The sequence below is a fragment of the Klebsiella sp. 7-CIP_Kleb. genome (assembly GCF_050378655.1).
GTDB lineage: Bacteria > Pseudomonadota > Gammaproteobacteria > Enterobacterales > Enterobacteriaceae > Klebsiella > Klebsiella quasipneumoniae.
The window spans coordinates 416,551-431,356 of record NZ_JBNRLJ010000003.1; the positions used below are offsets into that span (position 1 = coordinate 416,551).

General features: G+C 53.5%; 16 protein-coding genes. 7 read left to right on the top strand and 9 right to left on the bottom strand.

The features are described from left to right. Nucleotides 1-42 precede the first annotated feature (42 nt). Complete coding sequence (locus tag ACQUTI_RS15455; RefSeq protein ID WP_004205342.1) at nucleotides 43-372, bottom strand: metalloregulator ArsR/SmtB family transcription factor; 330 nt, start codon at nucleotides 370-372, stop codon at nucleotides 43-45. Between the two features lie 220 nt (nucleotides 373-592). Between ACQUTI_RS15455 and ACQUTI_RS15460 the strand changes: the two genes are divergently transcribed. Both ACQUTI_RS15460 and ACQUTI_RS15465 read left to right on the top strand, forming a co-directional pair. Further along, nucleotides 593-886 (top strand): YciI family protein, encoded by a 294-nt coding sequence (locus ACQUTI_RS15460; protein WP_138100116.1) that lies wholly within the window; start codon nucleotides 593-595, stop codon nucleotides 884-886. Nucleotides 887-904: 18 nt separating this feature from the next. Further along, nucleotides 905-1,477 (top strand): DUF1349 domain-containing protein, encoded by a 573-nt coding sequence (locus tag ACQUTI_RS15465; RefSeq protein ID WP_004205340.1) that lies wholly within the window; start codon nucleotides 905-907, stop codon nucleotides 1,475-1,477. Nucleotides 1,478-1,480: 3 nt separating this feature from the next. Here ACQUTI_RS15465 and ACQUTI_RS15470 read toward each other — a convergent pair whose 3' ends face one another. Continuing rightward, nucleotides 1,481-1,744 carry a hypothetical protein gene (locus ACQUTI_RS15470; RefSeq protein WP_122542318.1) on the bottom strand — a complete coding sequence of 88 codons (264 nt, stop codon included), beginning with the start codon at nucleotides 1,742-1,744 and terminating at the stop codon, nucleotides 1,481-1,483. Nucleotides 1,745-1,904: 160 nt separating this feature from the next. Continuing rightward, nucleotides 1,905-2,804 carry a LysR family transcriptional regulator gene (locus ACQUTI_RS15475; RefSeq protein WP_004205338.1) on the bottom strand — a complete coding sequence of 300 codons (900 nt, stop codon included), beginning with the start codon at nucleotides 2,802-2,804 and terminating at the stop codon, nucleotides 1,905-1,907. A gap of 138 nt (nucleotides 2,805-2,942) precedes the next feature. Between ACQUTI_RS15475 and ACQUTI_RS15480 the strand changes: the two genes are divergently transcribed. From ACQUTI_RS15480 to ACQUTI_RS15495, 4 genes are read left to right on the top strand one after another with little or no spacing between them, the layout of a single operon-like run. Continuing rightward, complete coding sequence (locus ACQUTI_RS15480; RefSeq protein WP_122542316.1) at nucleotides 2,943-3,251, top strand: superoxide dismutase; 309 nt, start codon at nucleotides 2,943-2,945, stop codon at nucleotides 3,249-3,251. 2 nt (nucleotides 3,252-3,253) lie between these two features. Then, entirely contained in the window at nucleotides 3,254-3,817 is a 564-nt protein-coding gene (locus ACQUTI_RS15485) for an NAD(P)H-dependent oxidoreductase (protein ID WP_122542314.1), read from the top strand. A 20-nt stretch (nucleotides 3,818-3,837) separates the two neighbouring features. Next, on the top strand, nucleotides 3,838-4,857 hold the full coding sequence (locus tag ACQUTI_RS15490; protein ID WP_065799959.1) for an aldo/keto reductase: 1,020 nt from the start codon (nucleotides 3,838-3,840) through the stop codon (nucleotides 4,855-4,857). A 32-nt stretch (nucleotides 4,858-4,889) separates the two neighbouring features. Beyond that, nucleotides 4,890-5,693, top strand: coding sequence for a carboxymuconolactone decarboxylase family protein (locus ACQUTI_RS15495; RefSeq protein ID WP_004205332.1), 804 nt, complete (start codon nucleotides 4,890-4,892; stop codon nucleotides 5,691-5,693). 247 nt (nucleotides 5,694-5,940) lie between these two features. Here ACQUTI_RS15495 and ACQUTI_RS15500 read toward each other — a convergent pair whose 3' ends face one another. Further along, nucleotides 5,941-6,858 (bottom strand): LysR family transcriptional regulator, encoded by a 918-nt coding sequence (locus ACQUTI_RS15500; protein ID WP_043520920.1) that lies wholly within the window; start codon nucleotides 6,856-6,858, stop codon nucleotides 5,941-5,943. A 129-nt stretch (nucleotides 6,859-6,987) separates the two neighbouring features. Here ACQUTI_RS15500 and ACQUTI_RS15505 point away from each other — a divergent pair, with 129 nt between their 5' ends. Next, complete coding sequence (locus ACQUTI_RS15505; RefSeq protein WP_122542312.1) at nucleotides 6,988-8,376, top strand: MFS transporter; 1,389 nt, start codon at nucleotides 6,988-6,990, stop codon at nucleotides 8,374-8,376. A 599-nt stretch (nucleotides 8,377-8,975) separates the two neighbouring features. Here the strand turns inward: ACQUTI_RS15505 and ACQUTI_RS15510 are convergent. The 5 genes from ACQUTI_RS15510 to ACQUTI_RS15530 all read right to left on the bottom strand — a co-directional run bounded on the left by ACQUTI_RS15510 (nucleotide 8,976) and on the right by ACQUTI_RS15530 (nucleotide 14,754). After that, a complete protein-coding gene (locus tag ACQUTI_RS15510) occupies nucleotides 8,976-10,103 on the bottom strand; it encodes a hypothetical protein (RefSeq protein ID WP_048271064.1) in 1,128 nt (375 codons plus the stop codon). A 94-nt stretch (nucleotides 10,104-10,197) separates the two neighbouring features. After that, nucleotides 10,198-10,608 (bottom strand): DUF6971 family protein, encoded by a 411-nt coding sequence (locus tag ACQUTI_RS15515; RefSeq protein ID WP_048271066.1) that lies wholly within the window; start codon nucleotides 10,606-10,608, stop codon nucleotides 10,198-10,200. A 397-nt stretch (nucleotides 10,609-11,005) separates the two neighbouring features. Beyond that, a complete protein-coding gene (locus ACQUTI_RS15520; protein WP_048271070.1) occupies nucleotides 11,006-11,497 on the bottom strand; it encodes a hypothetical protein in 492 nt (163 codons plus the stop codon). Nucleotides 11,498-12,561: 1,064 nt separating this feature from the next. Then, on the bottom strand, nucleotides 12,562-13,194 hold the full coding sequence (locus ACQUTI_RS15525; RefSeq protein ID WP_065897409.1) for a DUF4145 domain-containing protein: 633 nt from the start codon (nucleotides 13,192-13,194) through the stop codon (nucleotides 12,562-12,564). Then, nucleotides 13,195-14,754, bottom strand: coding sequence for a site-specific integrase (locus tag ACQUTI_RS15530; RefSeq protein ID WP_428923313.1), 1,560 nt, complete (start codon nucleotides 14,752-14,754; stop codon nucleotides 13,195-13,197). Nucleotides 14,755-14,806 lie beyond the last annotated feature (52 nt).

Genomic DNA, 14,806 nt, shown 5'->3' on the forward strand with positions numbered 1-14,806 from the left:
ACCAATCACATTCGAAAAATCATATATGACAAGATAAATTTTTTACCGACAACCTGGCCCGTCGGTCAGTCTGCTGATCATCAGCCGCACATCGTCCTGCTGACTTAGCCAGGCCTGCTCAATCACCTGCGCCGCCCAGGCCGGCATCTGCGGAGAGAGGCGATAATGGACCCACTTACCCTGTTTTCGATCCCGCAGCAGCCCACTCTCCCGCAGCATTGCCAGATGGCGGGAGATCTTGGGCTGGGACTGGGCGAGCGCCGTACAGAGATCGCACACGCACAGCTCTCCCCGCGCCTTGAGCAACAGCACGATCCCCAGCCGGGTTTCATCGGCGAGGTTTTTGAACAGTTGCAGGGGTAATAAAGACATGGTTTCTCCTCAAGCGTGACGGACAGCATACGGGACCACGATTAAAGATCAATATACATTCGAAAATACATATATGTTTTTTTTCACAGCTGCGATAAATCTCCCTGCAGTTGCAGCACGCGCCTCCTGCTCAATAGCACGCAAAAATGCCGCGCTTTCTTTTATCCATCATTGAAATGTGTCAGGCTGAAGATCCCATCGGATTGACAGGGTTTTCAGGATGAGTACGATTTATGTAGTTGTTTTAACGTATATAAGACCGCTCGAAGAGATTGACAACGCGATCCCCGCCCACGTCGAATGGCTCAAAAAATGCTATGCTGACGGCCTCTTTCTCGCCTCCGGCCGCCGTATTCCTCGTACCGGCGGGGTGATTCTGGCGAAATGCGACAGCCGGGAAATTCTGGAATCGCGTCTGGGCCAGGATCCCTTCCAGCAGCTGGGCCTCGCCCATACGGAGATTATTCCCTTTGAGGCCAGCATGGCGTCGCCCGCGCTGCAGTCGCTGTTATAAGCCTGTTCCGGAGGAAAAATGCAGCCATCCTTTCACTGGATTAATGAACCTGCCGAGTGGCACCGCGATGCCGACGGCCTGACGGTGGTCACCGATAAGCATACCGACTTCTGGCGCCATACCTGGTATGGCTTCGAACGCTTCTCCGGCCATCTTTATGCCGCTGAGGTGGAGGGCGATTTTACCCTGCAGGCAAAAATCTGTGCGGATTTCACCACGCTTTACGACCAGGCCGGGCTGATGATGATGGCGGACGAGCAGACCTGGCTGAAGGCGGGGATTGAGTTTAATGACGATGCCCCGGCCATCGGCAGCGTGCTGACGTTAACCCACTCTGACTGGGCCACCGGGCTTTTCCCCGGCGACCCGCGCACTTTCTGGCTACGGCTGACCCGCAAAGGCGATGCGTTAAGGCTGCAGTATTCGACCGACGGCGAGCGCTGGCCGCTGCTGCGTCTTGGCTACTTTCCGCCAGGCCCGGTAAAAGCCGGCGTCATGTGCTGCTCACCGGAGCGCGGCGGACTGGCGGTTGCATTTCGGGATATTCAGCTTTCCCCGCCGCTGGACAAAGCGCTGCACGATCTGAGCTGAACGCTAGCGGGAAGACCCGACATTCTCTGCATCCTGAGGGCCAGGATTGCAGGGTTCGCGGGTGCCGGGCAGGTAAAAATGGCCGTGCTTATCGGGATCGGTGCCGCCCGGGCACCCTGCCCTGCCCGAGGAGTTATCGCTACTGCCGCCGTCCGAACCGTTGCCGCCGTCGGCGCCCGATATTACCGACTGGCCGTGATGGCCATGCGCTGCAGTGGCTGAAAACGCCACCAGCGCGAATACACAGACCATTAAGCGTCTGCCCATTGCTGCCTCTCCCTTATTGAAATTCCCCGCCCATCGCGTTGACGATGGGATAAGCCGTTGCACCGCGATAAAAAACCGCTTTATCCGCAGGGAGTATAGGGTTAAGACAGAGGGAAAGACAGGGCCGGTGTCTTCAGACATTTCGCACGCAAAATAGCCTTTATGCCGCAGTATGCGCTATCAGAAAATCAATCAGGGCTTTCACCCTTTTCGTTTTACCCGCGTTTTTCGGGTAATAGAGATAAACCGGCGGATAGGTTTTCCAGTAGTCCTCCATCACCGGTAGAAACTGTTCACGATCGGGCTGTAGCCGCCAGATAGGTTCAAACAAGCGGCCAATCCCCAATCCATGGCGGATACCGTCTGCCATGACGTCAATATCATTGCTGATTAACTGCCCCGGCATCTCCACGGTGAGTTGCTCGCCGTGGTCATTGAGGATCAGCGGCAGGATGCGGTGGTTGGTAATAAAGCGATAGCCAATCAGCCGGTGATGGCTGAGATCGGCGGGCGACTCAGGCACGCCATATTCGGCCAGATAGGCTGAGGAGGCATATAACCCTTCGCGAAACGGTTTCATTAACGGGCGGGCGACCACCCCGCCTTCGAGAATATCGCCAAAGCGGATCCCAAGGTCGAATCGTTCTTCAATGATATTGACGGTACCGTCATAGACCGATATTTCCAGCTGGATCCCCGGGTATTGCTGACAGAAAGCCGCCATCGCCGGTTTAAGAATAAGCAGGTAGGCAAAGCGCGAGAGCGTAATTCTCACCGCCCCGGAGGGTTCCCGATTCTGATCGCGGAGGCTCTCCAGCGATGTTTCCAGAACCTCGACCGCCGCAGCGGTTTGCTCCAGCAACTGTTGGCCGGTTTCCGTCAGCTCGATTCGCCGGGTGGTACGCACAAAAAGCGGATGACCGATATGCTCCTCCAGCAGCTTGAGGGCATTGCTAACAGACGGCGGCGTGATTTCTAATTTCCTCGCCGCGGCCGAGATATTGCCTTCGCGCGCAATGCTCTGAAAGATGCGTATTTGATTATAAAGGGCGTTATTCATAGCATCTCCTTGCGACAGTATCGCCTGATTATTAAGTACAGGCTAAATATTCTTAAGTCAATGACCGCCTAATCTTCACTCCCTGTGGCTCGTATACTTTTGTCTCTTCCCGCTGATAACGACTTTCCGGAGACAACGATGCGAATTTTATGTCTGGATATCCCCGCGCCCGGCGCAACGCTGGACCACTATGCGCCGCACCTTACCGCGGAAGCCCTCCATGCCTGGGGGCTGTATAAATCTGGCTTTATCCGCGACATCTATTTCCGTCAGGACCGACCCGGCGTCGCTATTTTCCTCGAGTGCGACACCGTGGAAGAGGCGAATAACATCATGGCCGAATTTCCGCTGGCGAAGGCGGGTTTATTAACCTTCGAGTGTATTCCACTCGGCTCGTTTATTAACTGGGAAAACCTCTTCTCTGCCGAATTTAAACCTCAGGAGTAACGATGAGAAAGCCTCATATCCTTATCGTTTCCGGGCATCCGGATCTTAACCATTCCATCGCCAACGCCACCATCCTCGATGAGCTGGCGACCGCCCTGCCTGATGCGGAAATCCGTCGTCTGGACTGGCTCTATCCGGACGGCAAATTCAACATCGCCGCAGAGCAGGAAAGCCTGCTGCAGGCGGATGTGATTGTCTGGCAGTTTCCCTTTAGCTGGTATGGGCTGCCCGGGTTAATGAAACAGTGGCTGGACGAGGTCTTTGTCCACGGCTTCGCCCATGGCTCAACGGCGAAACTGGGTGGTAAAAAGCTGATCCTCTCCTTCACCACGGGAGCGCCACAGACGCTCTATACCGCTGACGGTTTCTTTGGCCATGCCATTGAGGAGTATCTCCTTCCCTTCGAGACCACGGCCAGGCTGTGCAATCTTGAGCTGCTGGCGCCGGTTTATACCTGCGGCATTAGCTACGCCGACCGGGATGCCGACAAAATCGCTCAGCAAAAAACGCGTGCCCGGGAACACGCGGCCAGACTGATCGTACGGCTTAAAACTCTGGTGGAATAACCCAAAGGGAGAAAATAAAGATGCAGTATACCCGGCTCGGGAAGAGTGACTTACTGGTCTCCCGCATCTGCATGGGATGTATGGGGTTTGGCGATCCGTCAACGGGCCAGCATCGCTGGACGCTGGACGAAACAGCCAGCAGGGACATCATCCGCTACGCGCTGGAACAGGGCATCAATTTTTACGATACCGCCATCGCCTATCAGAACGGCTCCAGCGAACGGTACGTTGGCCGGGCGCTGCGGGAGATGGCAAAACGCGAGGATGTGGTGCTGGCCACCAAGTTTCTGCCACGAACCGCTGCCCAGATTGCCGGGGGGATCAGCGGAAAACAGGCGATCACCCGCTCGCTTGACCAGAGTCTGCGAAACCTCGGGATGGACTACATCGACCTCTACATTTACCACATCTGGGATTACAACACCCCGGTTATCGACGTGCTGGAGGCGCTGCATGCCGCTGTCGCCGCCGGCAAGGTGCGCGCGATTGGCATTTCCAATTGTTATGCCTGGCAGCTGGCGAAGGCGAACGCCCTTGCCGAACGCGAAGGGCTCACGTCCTTTGTTTCTGTGCAGAGCCACTACAACCTGATTATGCGTGAAGACGAACGAGAGCTGTTCGGGCTGTGCGCGGAAGATAATATCGCGATGACTCCCTATAGCGCGCTGGCCAGCGGCCGTCTCGCCCGCTTAGAAGGCCACACGCGGCGAGCGGTGGAAGATGATTATGCCCGGGGCAAATACGACCGCACGGCAGAGCAGGATCGGAGCATTATTGCCCGCGTCGCCGAACTTGCCGAACGGCATCAGGTCTCCATGACCGAAATTTCGCTGGCCTGGCTGCTGACTAAAGTCACCGCCCCGGTGGTCGGCGCCACGCAAAAGCATCATGTTGACGGCGCGGTCAACGCTGTAGCCCTTCAACTGAGCCCGGAAGAAATCCGCTATCTGGAAGAAGCCTATCAGCCGCACTTCCTCACAGGCGTGATGGCGCAAAACACGCCGCAAGCCAAAGACCATCCTCAGGTGTGGACGCGCTAACGATCCGCCCAGTGGATCGGAAAGGAGCAAATATGAAAAACGTGATTGCCGCGGCAGCCTTGTCGCTTGTGCTGTCTGATTTTGCTTATGCCAACGAACAAAGAGATGAAGCTATGATGAAAATTACCCCTTCTACCCTTACGGACGCTGATATTCAAGCGGTGTCGCCGGCGCTGGCGCGCTTCGGCCGCGAGGCCATCAGCAACGACCTCTGGCAACGTGACGCCCTGTCCGCCCGCGACCGTAGCATCGTGACCATGGCGATGCTGATTGCCCGCAACCAGCCAGGAGAGCTGAAGCACTATATTGCCGTCGCGCTCGATAGCGGCGTGACGCCAGCGGAAGTGTCAGAGATCATTACTCACCTCGCCTTCTACGCTGGCTGGCCCAATGCGATGTCAGCCGTCAGCGTCGCTAAAGCCATCTTTGAAGCCAGGGGCGTGACGGCAGAGTCCCTCCCCGCCGCCTCGCCGACGCTGCTGCCCCTCAATGAACAGGTAGAGAAACAGCGTGCAGACACCGTCGAAAAAAATGTCGGCCCCATTTCACCTGGCCTGGTTAAATTTACCGCCGACCCGCTGTTTCTCGACCTCTGGCAACGGCCCGCGCTAACGCCCCGCGACAGAAGCCTGGTGACGGTCAGCGCGTTAATCGCCGCCGGACAGAGCGCGCAGATTGGCTACCACCTAAACAGAGCCATGGATAATGGGCTTTCGGCTGAAGAGGCCGGAGAAGTGGTTGCCCAGGCGGCGTTCTACGCGGGATGGCCAAATGCGTTTACCGCTGCTCCTGTGGTCGGTGAGGTATTGCGATCGCGCGAGAGCAAAACTGAATAAAAAAGAATAAAGGACAGGGAAGCTGTCCTTTATTCGTCGTTAATTGTTAATTTAAAGGTACCACGAGGGCTTTCGATTAGGTCTCACGGAAAGAACATAAACGGTCTATCGAAGTATGGAGACTTCGATCGTGAATCTGTTCAGATCGCTCATTGAGAAAATTTCCGTTCCGTATGCCGTCATGAGTCTCATCCTTTGAAAGCAGCGATCGCTGTGGCGAGACTGTAGCGCGGACATGTCTATTTGGTCAGGCCATGACTGACCTCCCCCCACCGCATATCGCAAGAATTTGCTTTCTCAGCCAGCGGTGACCGGGGTCGCGTTCCATCCTTGGGTGCCACATCTGCGATACCGTAATACGACGGCTTTTGAACGGCAGCTCGAAAACGTGTACCTGGTCCGTTACCTGCTGATTGAGTAAATAGAGTGCGGGTATCATGGCGATAAGATCCGATTCCAGCGCCACGGACAGTGCTGTCGGAAATCCCGGTACGACGCTCGCAATTTTACGTTTTGTCCCCAGTTCGGCCAGCGCATCGTCAACGGATCCGTGCAACGCGCCCTCGGGTGACGCTACCACATGGCCCCAGGCGACATAATCACTCACGCCTATTTCTGCCTGCTTAGCCAGCGGGTGCCCTTTACGCACGACGCCAACAAACCGATCCTCAAACAGTCGTTGCAGCCGTATTTCTGGCCCCATATTACTCTGAACGCCAATCTCCAGATCAACCAGCCCTTCCCGAAGATAGCGCGACGTTTTTTCCGGCTTAGGCGCGAAGCGTATACAGACGTCAGGCGCGGCGTCGGCAACCGCTGCGATGAGCGCAGGCCCAAACGCCACCACAAAACCATCGTTTGCCCTGATGGTAAAAAGACGCGCCAGACTTCGCGCGCAGAACGTTTCCGTTGAGGGCTGCAATACTGCCCTGGCCTCGTGCACTGCACGCCTGGCGCGATCCCGGGTCGCTTCGGCCCACGGGGTCAGTACCATGTTACGCCCGGCGCGCACCAGGATCGGGTCTCCTGTGACATCGCGTAACCTGCTTAATGTTCGGCTCATGGCCGAGGTGCTTAGGTTCAGACGACGTGCCGCACCTGCGACACTCGCTTCACTCAGCAATATGTCGAGAGCTACCAGCAAATTAAAATCGGGATCAGACATTACCCTTTCTCCCAGCACATTAAGATAAGGCGTTTGATGCAACAATAAAGTGAAAATAGTGCGCCTTCCGCCTGGTAAAAGCCATCTTTATAGTTTTGTCATCCATACACTCTTCTCAGAGGACAAATGATGACGCTCTTTTCCAGCCAACCCGGCGACGAAGGACTGCCTGGCCCGGCGCGCGCACGGGTGATGGCCGCAATCATGACCACCACCTTAATGGGCGTGTTTGATGGCACCATGATCAACATTGCCCTGCCCTCAATGGCTCAGGAGATGCAGGTACCTGCCGGTATTGCCGTCTGGTTCGCCAACGGGTATCTGCTGGCGGCTGCGATGACGCTGGCGATATTCGCGGCGCTTGCGGCCCGTCTGGGTTATCGCCCTGTATTTCTGGCGGGCCTGACGACCTTTACCCTGACATCACTGGGTTGCGCGCTGGCGAATAAGCCCGAAGTGCTTATCGGTATGCGCGTGCTTCAGGGGATCGGCGGCGCGGCAACGCTGAGTATTGCCCCCGCAATACTCAGGTCCGTATTTCCCGGACGATTACTTGGCCGCATTCTGGGGTACCATGCCCTGCTCATTGCCTCCAGCTCCGCTATCGGCCCGGTATTGGGTGGTACGATCCTTCACACCCTGAGCTGGCAATGGCTGTTTGCGATAAACGTTCTTCCCGGCACCCTAGCCTTACTGCTGGCGGTCAGAGCGCTGCCGCGGGATGCGATCCGTATGCAGGCGCCCTTCGACACCCTGGGCGCCATATTGTCGGCGCTGCTGTTGGGTTCGACGATCATGGCGGCGAACAGCCTACAGAACGCCACTTATCAATTCGGCAGCCTTTGCTGGATGGCTCTCGCTGCGCTGAGCGGCATGGCTTTTATCTGGCAAATCCGCCGCACGGGTCATCCCTTACTGCCGCCGACCATGTTTAAAAATGAACGTTTTACCCTCGCGGCCTTCACGTCGATGATTGCTTTTGTCAGCCAGGGGATCACCTTTATTGCGCTACCCTTCCTGTTTCAGAGCGAATACGGCTACAGTCCGGTAGTGTCTGCCCTGCTGTTTACGCCGTGGCCATTAGGGATCGTGGTGATTGCGCCGCATGCAGGCCGTTGGGCGGACACGATATCAGCCCCGGCGATATCCACTCTGGGGCTGGTGATATTTGTCGTCGGTTTGATCCTGCTGGCGACGTTACCCGCCAGCCCTTCAATGTGGGATATCTGCCTGCGAAGTCTGGTGTGCGGAATAGGGTTTGGCTGCTTTCAGAGTCCCAATAACCGGGAAATGCTCTCAAACGTTATTCGTGAGCACGCGAGTTATGCGTCCGGTGTTTTATCCATTATGCGCACTTTCGGGCAGTGCCTGGGAGCCGCCGCCGTAGCCGTTCTGCTGGCAGCAGATGAAAGGGCAATTCATGTTGCGCTGTGGAGCGCCGCCGCGGCCTCTGCGGTATCGGTCGTCGTCAGCGCGAGCCGGTTGCGTAAAATCACTCATCCTGCGGAAACAGGATAAGTGCGAAAATATCACTAAACGCTACGACTCCAGCGCCAGCAGCGCAAAACGCCGATCCGGCAACCAAAGTGGAGTCCTCCGTCGGAGTTCAATAGACTAACAGAAAGCTATAACCGCTTATTTTTCAAGGGAAAATTGAGTTGGGTAGACTTCAGGAGACTTGAAATTGGAGCGGGCGAAGGGAATCGAAGTATCGAAGACAATCACCAACTAACCATTTGATTCTTAAAGACAGGTGAATCCGTCTGGTTACACGTATGGTTACACACTGAGTGATCTCTGGTCAATACCCGCAGTTAGATTCCCACAGCGGGAATAGAACCTGAGGTAAGACGTGCCGCCCTTCTCCTTTAGAAAGATTCAAAGAGATAGCTGTGACTGCAAGAAGCAGTAACGGGGGGAATTACTCACAAGGGAACTATTACATATCCCCTAAGATTTTTGTGGTGATTTCTTAAAACTCCTCCACTACGTAATACACCAGAAGAAGGACTAGATAGAGCAGCATCAGGTTTGACATAGCGCCTCCTTGCCCTTATTTGATATGTTATATCATAACAGTAATAAACCCTCAGAGTCTCCTCCAAGGGTTCATAGGGTTAGTCTTCAAACTTCAGGACGTGGACCAACGGATAACTAGCAGCCGCCTCAGTGTCGAACGCCCCGGCCTTAACCTTAACGGTACCCGTTGCCATGACATCTAGTGCGCCTACCAGTTCGACGTCATAGCCTGCACGGTTAGCGTCACGAGTAACCAACACGTTAACGAGGTCGCCACTACGGGTTGAACGGAAAGATAACATAGCGTACTTCTTCGGTAGAATGATAACGCCACGGTCATCACCACTGTAAGGCGCAACGGCAGTGCCTACCAGTTCGCTAATCTCGGTCATACCCGCTTTCTGGGCTGCACGATTGAGGATAGCTTCGTACTTCTCTGGGACCAGTAGGGTGTAATCGGTCAGTGAGGAGCCAAGGTAGAACGGCAGGTTCACCGCTACAGCATCCAGAATGTCATCGGCTTGTGCTGACGCTTTGCCAGACAATGCGCCCACTTTGGTTGACTGAAGGTCTGGAGCATCCAGCAGCACATCGACAACTTTAGAGGTCATGTTACGCAGATACTGGTCAACCATATCGGTAGCTGTAGCCATCAGACCAGCGCCAGTCCAGCCGCCCATCATCGCAAAGTCAGACACATGGGTAATAGCTGAGCACAGGATACCTGTTTCTTTGGCGTCCTTGTCGGCAATCACAGGGTTAACCATCAGGGTCTGACCGCCTTTAACCTTAGTGGTCGGGGCGTTCTTCGCTGGGTTATACACGCCGTTAGACAGGAAGCGGACGGTGCGATCAGTCAGGGTCTCGCGGTTAATTGGAGTCGGCAGAGTAGCAAATGGGCGCTGCTCACAAGGGAACACTTCGGTGTTCAACCCATTGATAAAATCACCATCGTTAAGCGTCTCATCAAGTGCAGACTCAAGGGCCTGTACATAATCAGTCACGTCATTACCGAATGCCTGCGGGCGGCCTGAGCGGTCAGTGAAGCCAACATTCATGATCTCGCCTGTACCGTCAGCCTGAGAGATAATCTCGGTGCGCGTCGTATCAGTACCAAAGACGCTATGCGGAATCTTGTTGCCTTCTTTATCCAGCAGGTGAGCGCGGAGTTCGTCGGTGTGTTTAATCTTTGAATTGTTCGAGTCGATACGTTTTACTTCTGGCATGGGATGCCTCCTTGTATTTAATTTGAATGAGATTGATGTTGGTAGCGGTATGGCACCATGAGTTTTGACCCACAGTGCCATTAGTCCGTTGAACTTACAGACCGAATGCAGCGCCTTTACGGCTGAAGCGACGCTCAAGGTCTGCCTTACGTTCCTTACGCTCTGCGGCCTCTTTAGCGATTTCTTCAGGGGTTGCATACATAGCGGCGATGCGCTGACGGTCTTTCTCGTTCTCAATGCGCTGACGCTCAGCTTCTCTACGTGCCTCTGCGTTGCTCTCAGACCACGCTCGGGAATATGCCCCGTAGTCATTAGCGTTAAGACCAGCAGCGTGTAGAGCTGTCAGGATGGCGTGTGCGCCTGTGCTCAGGGCAGGCAGACCATTCAGCATTGAGGTCACTACAATCTCAGTGAAATACTTGGTGGTCATCTCTTGGCCGAAGACCAGCACGGTCTCTTTGTCGGCGCTCAGGTTGATGTCGAGCTTACGATATGAAATAGACATAATTTGATTCTCCTTATTTGGAATGATGATAAAAGTGTGGAACTTATCGGTCGGCCATGGGTATCCCTACGGCGTCTCCCCGCATCGGTCAGTTCCAAACAGGAGTTAACTTGTTGGTGATTCTGGTGATTCTGGTGATGGTGCTACTGGTGTACTTACTTGAAGTCCATCGGAGTCAGACCCTCAGCGGTCGCCATCATGCAAAGCGCAGCGTGCGAATAGTAGAACTCAGGGCGTGAATGCTTCGGTGGGAGACCCAGAGCGGCTATGAGTGCAGCTGTCGGTACATCAACAAGGCGCATCGCTTTGCGGCCTTCGGGTGTCCGTGGGTCAATCTTCATGTCAACGGTGAAGTCTGGCGGTAGGTCTGCTACGGGATGTAGATTCTTCATGGCAGTTACAGTCCCTTACGTCCAAGACGCTTAAGGGCGACGCTGCGGTCCTCATTCTCGGAGGCACCCGGACGGAACTCCAAGCGCTCACGGTACCGCTCACGGAAGCCAGCAGCGGCCTTAAGGACGCCAGCGGAGTTATCTTTTGCGGCTTCGATGGTCATCGCTTGGATGGTGCTCAGGGAGTCCTCAAGGATGGTTAAGACCTCAATGCCTAACATGCCGTCATATGACATAGCGAGAGCGCCAGCGGTCTTGTAGTCGAGCATGTAAGTTTCAATCTCCCGCGATGCCCCCTTACCAATTGAGGCTTTATATCTTTTCCTCAGATTGAGTAAATGATCCTCCGGGAAGATTCTCTCCAGTTTACGCTTAACGTTGTCAGGTCGTTTACCAAGACCCCGAGCCAACTCACCGATTTCGATGAGGCCCTTACCGTCTGACATAGCGCGGTTAAGGTAGGCGATTTGGTTGGCTGAAAGTTGTTGATTACTCATATTTACGTGTACTCCATTTTGTTTGCATCCTGAAGTCACACCCTGCTGACCTACACAAAGTCCCCACGTAAAGGGAGACCAGCAGGCGACAGGATGCAGACAGAATGACTTTGTGATTGCTAAGGTGCCAGAAGGTCTGGCGGTATTGGTGGTCGTGTGATGACCATGGATAGGTGAGGACCAATCGGACCAACTCAGGGGCGGCACGTCATGTGCACGGAGACCTGTATGATGTTCAATGGCTGGCGCAGCTAGCACTGCTGGTGCGAGTGGCGGTAAATCCGCACCCGAAGCGTCTCTGGGTTCATGGCCCAAAGCTGATACACGATGTTGATTACTACCTAAAGATTTCACAATGAGGTACATCAGCGTATCGGCAAGGAGTCACGCCCAGAGTAGGCTTCGGGTGAGGACTGACGGTTGTACAGAAAGTGAACCATCTGTTGACAGCAGCACTAGCTGCGCTAGCGAAGAGGTATCGAGACCCTCTCCCTATAGTGTGCCCTAATTCTCCAAGGGCTGACCGCTGGAGACACAGAGGACTGTGAGTGGCCCAGAGTATGGTGATTATTAATGATAAATATCATCACCTCTTTAAGTTCACTTGAGGGTAATACTTAAAGTTCTAATAGTTATCTTTTAATTAATCTATTATTTAAACTATAAGCATCTTAATGGTCTTTAAGTAAACTTTAAGTTAGCCCCTGTAGGCTCGCGTCTATTATGATGATAATAATTCTCATAAAGACTATTTGCTATTCACTCATCGACTGACCTAGAAGAACCGGGAAGCAGTGACATACTGTCTCCGCTGTGTTCGTCTGTATGTGGTCATCCCGCCCCTGAAAGAATGCGATGAGTTACGGTTAAGGAATGCTGATTGCCAGCGTGAAGTGTGCATAGGGACAGTGAGTGTCATCATAAAATTTATTTCTCACTGTCTCCCTATAGTGTGCCCTAATTCAAAATGCTTGACATATAGTCAATTATCAAGGTGATTTGGCGTATCTCCCTATAGTGAGTCGTATTAGACTGTCCCTATAGTGCTAGCTAATTCCGAAGGACTATCCGCTAGCCTTGCCGTCCCGCTTTTCGATGCCTTGTCGCGGACCTTCAGGCATGCTCTGGAACATCGCTTCGATTTCTTTAGGTCTGGTGATGCGGTCATCAACAATGATATTCAATAACTTGAAGAGACCATGTGTTAACTGAGGGTCATCATCAAGGCTAATCTCTCCGGGATGCACGGCCTGATTACCAACGATACGACAAATGTCAGCAGCTTGTTGGATACGCACAGGCAATCCTTTCTCAACGAGAGACTTAATGTCTGCGTTAATGTTGTTCCCCGGTTCACCGAGATGGCGCATGAGTTTCTGTAAGCACAAGCGGAGTAGCGCAGCGGCACCTTTAGGAGACAGGTTAACGATGCTTCTGGCTTCCATGTAGTCGGACTTACAATCTTCCGGCATATCCGGGTTCGGCATTTCAACATTCGCAGAAGCAGGAATCAGGAGGGATTCTTCAAACCAATACGAGTACTCCCCACAGCGCTCACATTGTGACACATGCATAGGAAAGGCATCTTGTTCATAGAAAAGATATAATTGCTCCCACTTTTGTTTAGCGTAAGCCTGACAGTACGGGCAGTTAAAAGCTTCTTTCTTGAACTCCGCTGGTTCATACGGAACCGCCATTTACTTTACCTCCTTATAAACATCAGCCATTACATTAACTAATCGGTCTACCTCAACCTCTTTAGCGTAGCGGTCATAGGTAATAGACCCTGAGCTATGCCCCATAATAGCCTGAGCGTAAGCCAACTCGACGCCATGCTGTTTTAACTGAGTGGCGACCGTATGTCTAAACGAGTGGAACGCCAAGCCGTCACGGTCAGCGAGGACCTTAGGTAACAACGTTCTGTTAAACCACTTGCTCACCTGCTCACCGTAGCCGTTCTTCATGAGACGCAGGCCATCGAATACCATAGCATCTTCACTCCCAGCGTTCCTACGGGCTTCTAACAGGTCCATAAAGTCAGCCAATACAAAACCGTAGGCACCATCAACCAGAGGCACACAGCGATCACTGTGAGCGTTCTTGATGCTCTTACCGGGCAGGCTGCTGTCATCCTCATTGATATGAATATAAACAGTCCCGGCCTCAGTGACCTTAACGTCTTTTACCTGAAGTTGAGCCACTTCATTGAGTCGCGCACCAGTGATAGCAGCCAGCGCCGTAACGTAATAGTGATAAGGCTTGCCCGAGGTCTTCTGAGAGTATGACTTAGCGGCGACCAGCAGTTTCCCTACCTGCTCCGTAGAGAAAGCGTTGCGGGCCTCTGAGGCTTTACGCTGGGGAACCTTGAGTTCCAGCCCCTCAGTCATGTTCTTTTTAATCAGGTCATTACGTACAGCCCACTTAAAGACAGCCGCCATCTTAATGAGATATTTATTGTTGATGGTGACTACGTCCAGACAGTCGGCTTTATCCTCACGAGCCAACAGGTCAACTAACGGTTTATCCTTAAAGCGCTGCTTGCGGTTCTTCGGTAACTGCTGGAGGACATCACGGACTCTAAGCACATCAGCGCGTGTTATCGTATTGGCGTCAGCATTGAGACCCAGATAGTCAAAGATTTCGATTAACGCAGCGTGAGACGATTGGTTCTCCCTTAAGGTGGCTGGCTTCCAGTTCTGAGCGTTCTCCGCTTCATACTGCTCAAAGAGGCTAGCCACAGTGACGCTTGGTGTGACTGCTAGTGCAGCTAGCGCTGCTGGTTTTACCTCAGGAGCACTAACAGATAGGGACACAGAGGCTTGGTCATCTTGCCGATCAATATCATCAAAACGATCGACGTAATCTATCAGTGACTGACTGTCTCCCGCTTCGATACGCTTCATGCAAGCCTTGAGTACCTTCAGGGCCTCATTGATGTAGCGATGCTGGTCAATACTCAGCGGTTCACTAGCCAGAGCATCGGTAAGGTTCTCACCAAGTTCACCGTACTGGTCCCGATAGATGTCCCTCATGTCCGGCTCGAAGATATCAGAACGTCCCGTTGAAAGTTCCCACTCAGCGACATCCCGTAGGTGGCCCCTCATATCCTCATAGGAGGCTGTAGGGTCATCCGCATGTATTGCCTTGAGTGCTGCCTTAATATGCCGGGAGTGAGCCATAGCGGTTCGTCTATCCTTGTGACCTGCTCCCCGTTGATTAGTACACCCCGATGTTAGTAATGTCTTCATAAGCCACATGAGGACATCCCCATGAAGAAGCGTTTTTCCGACGAACAGATCATCAGTATTC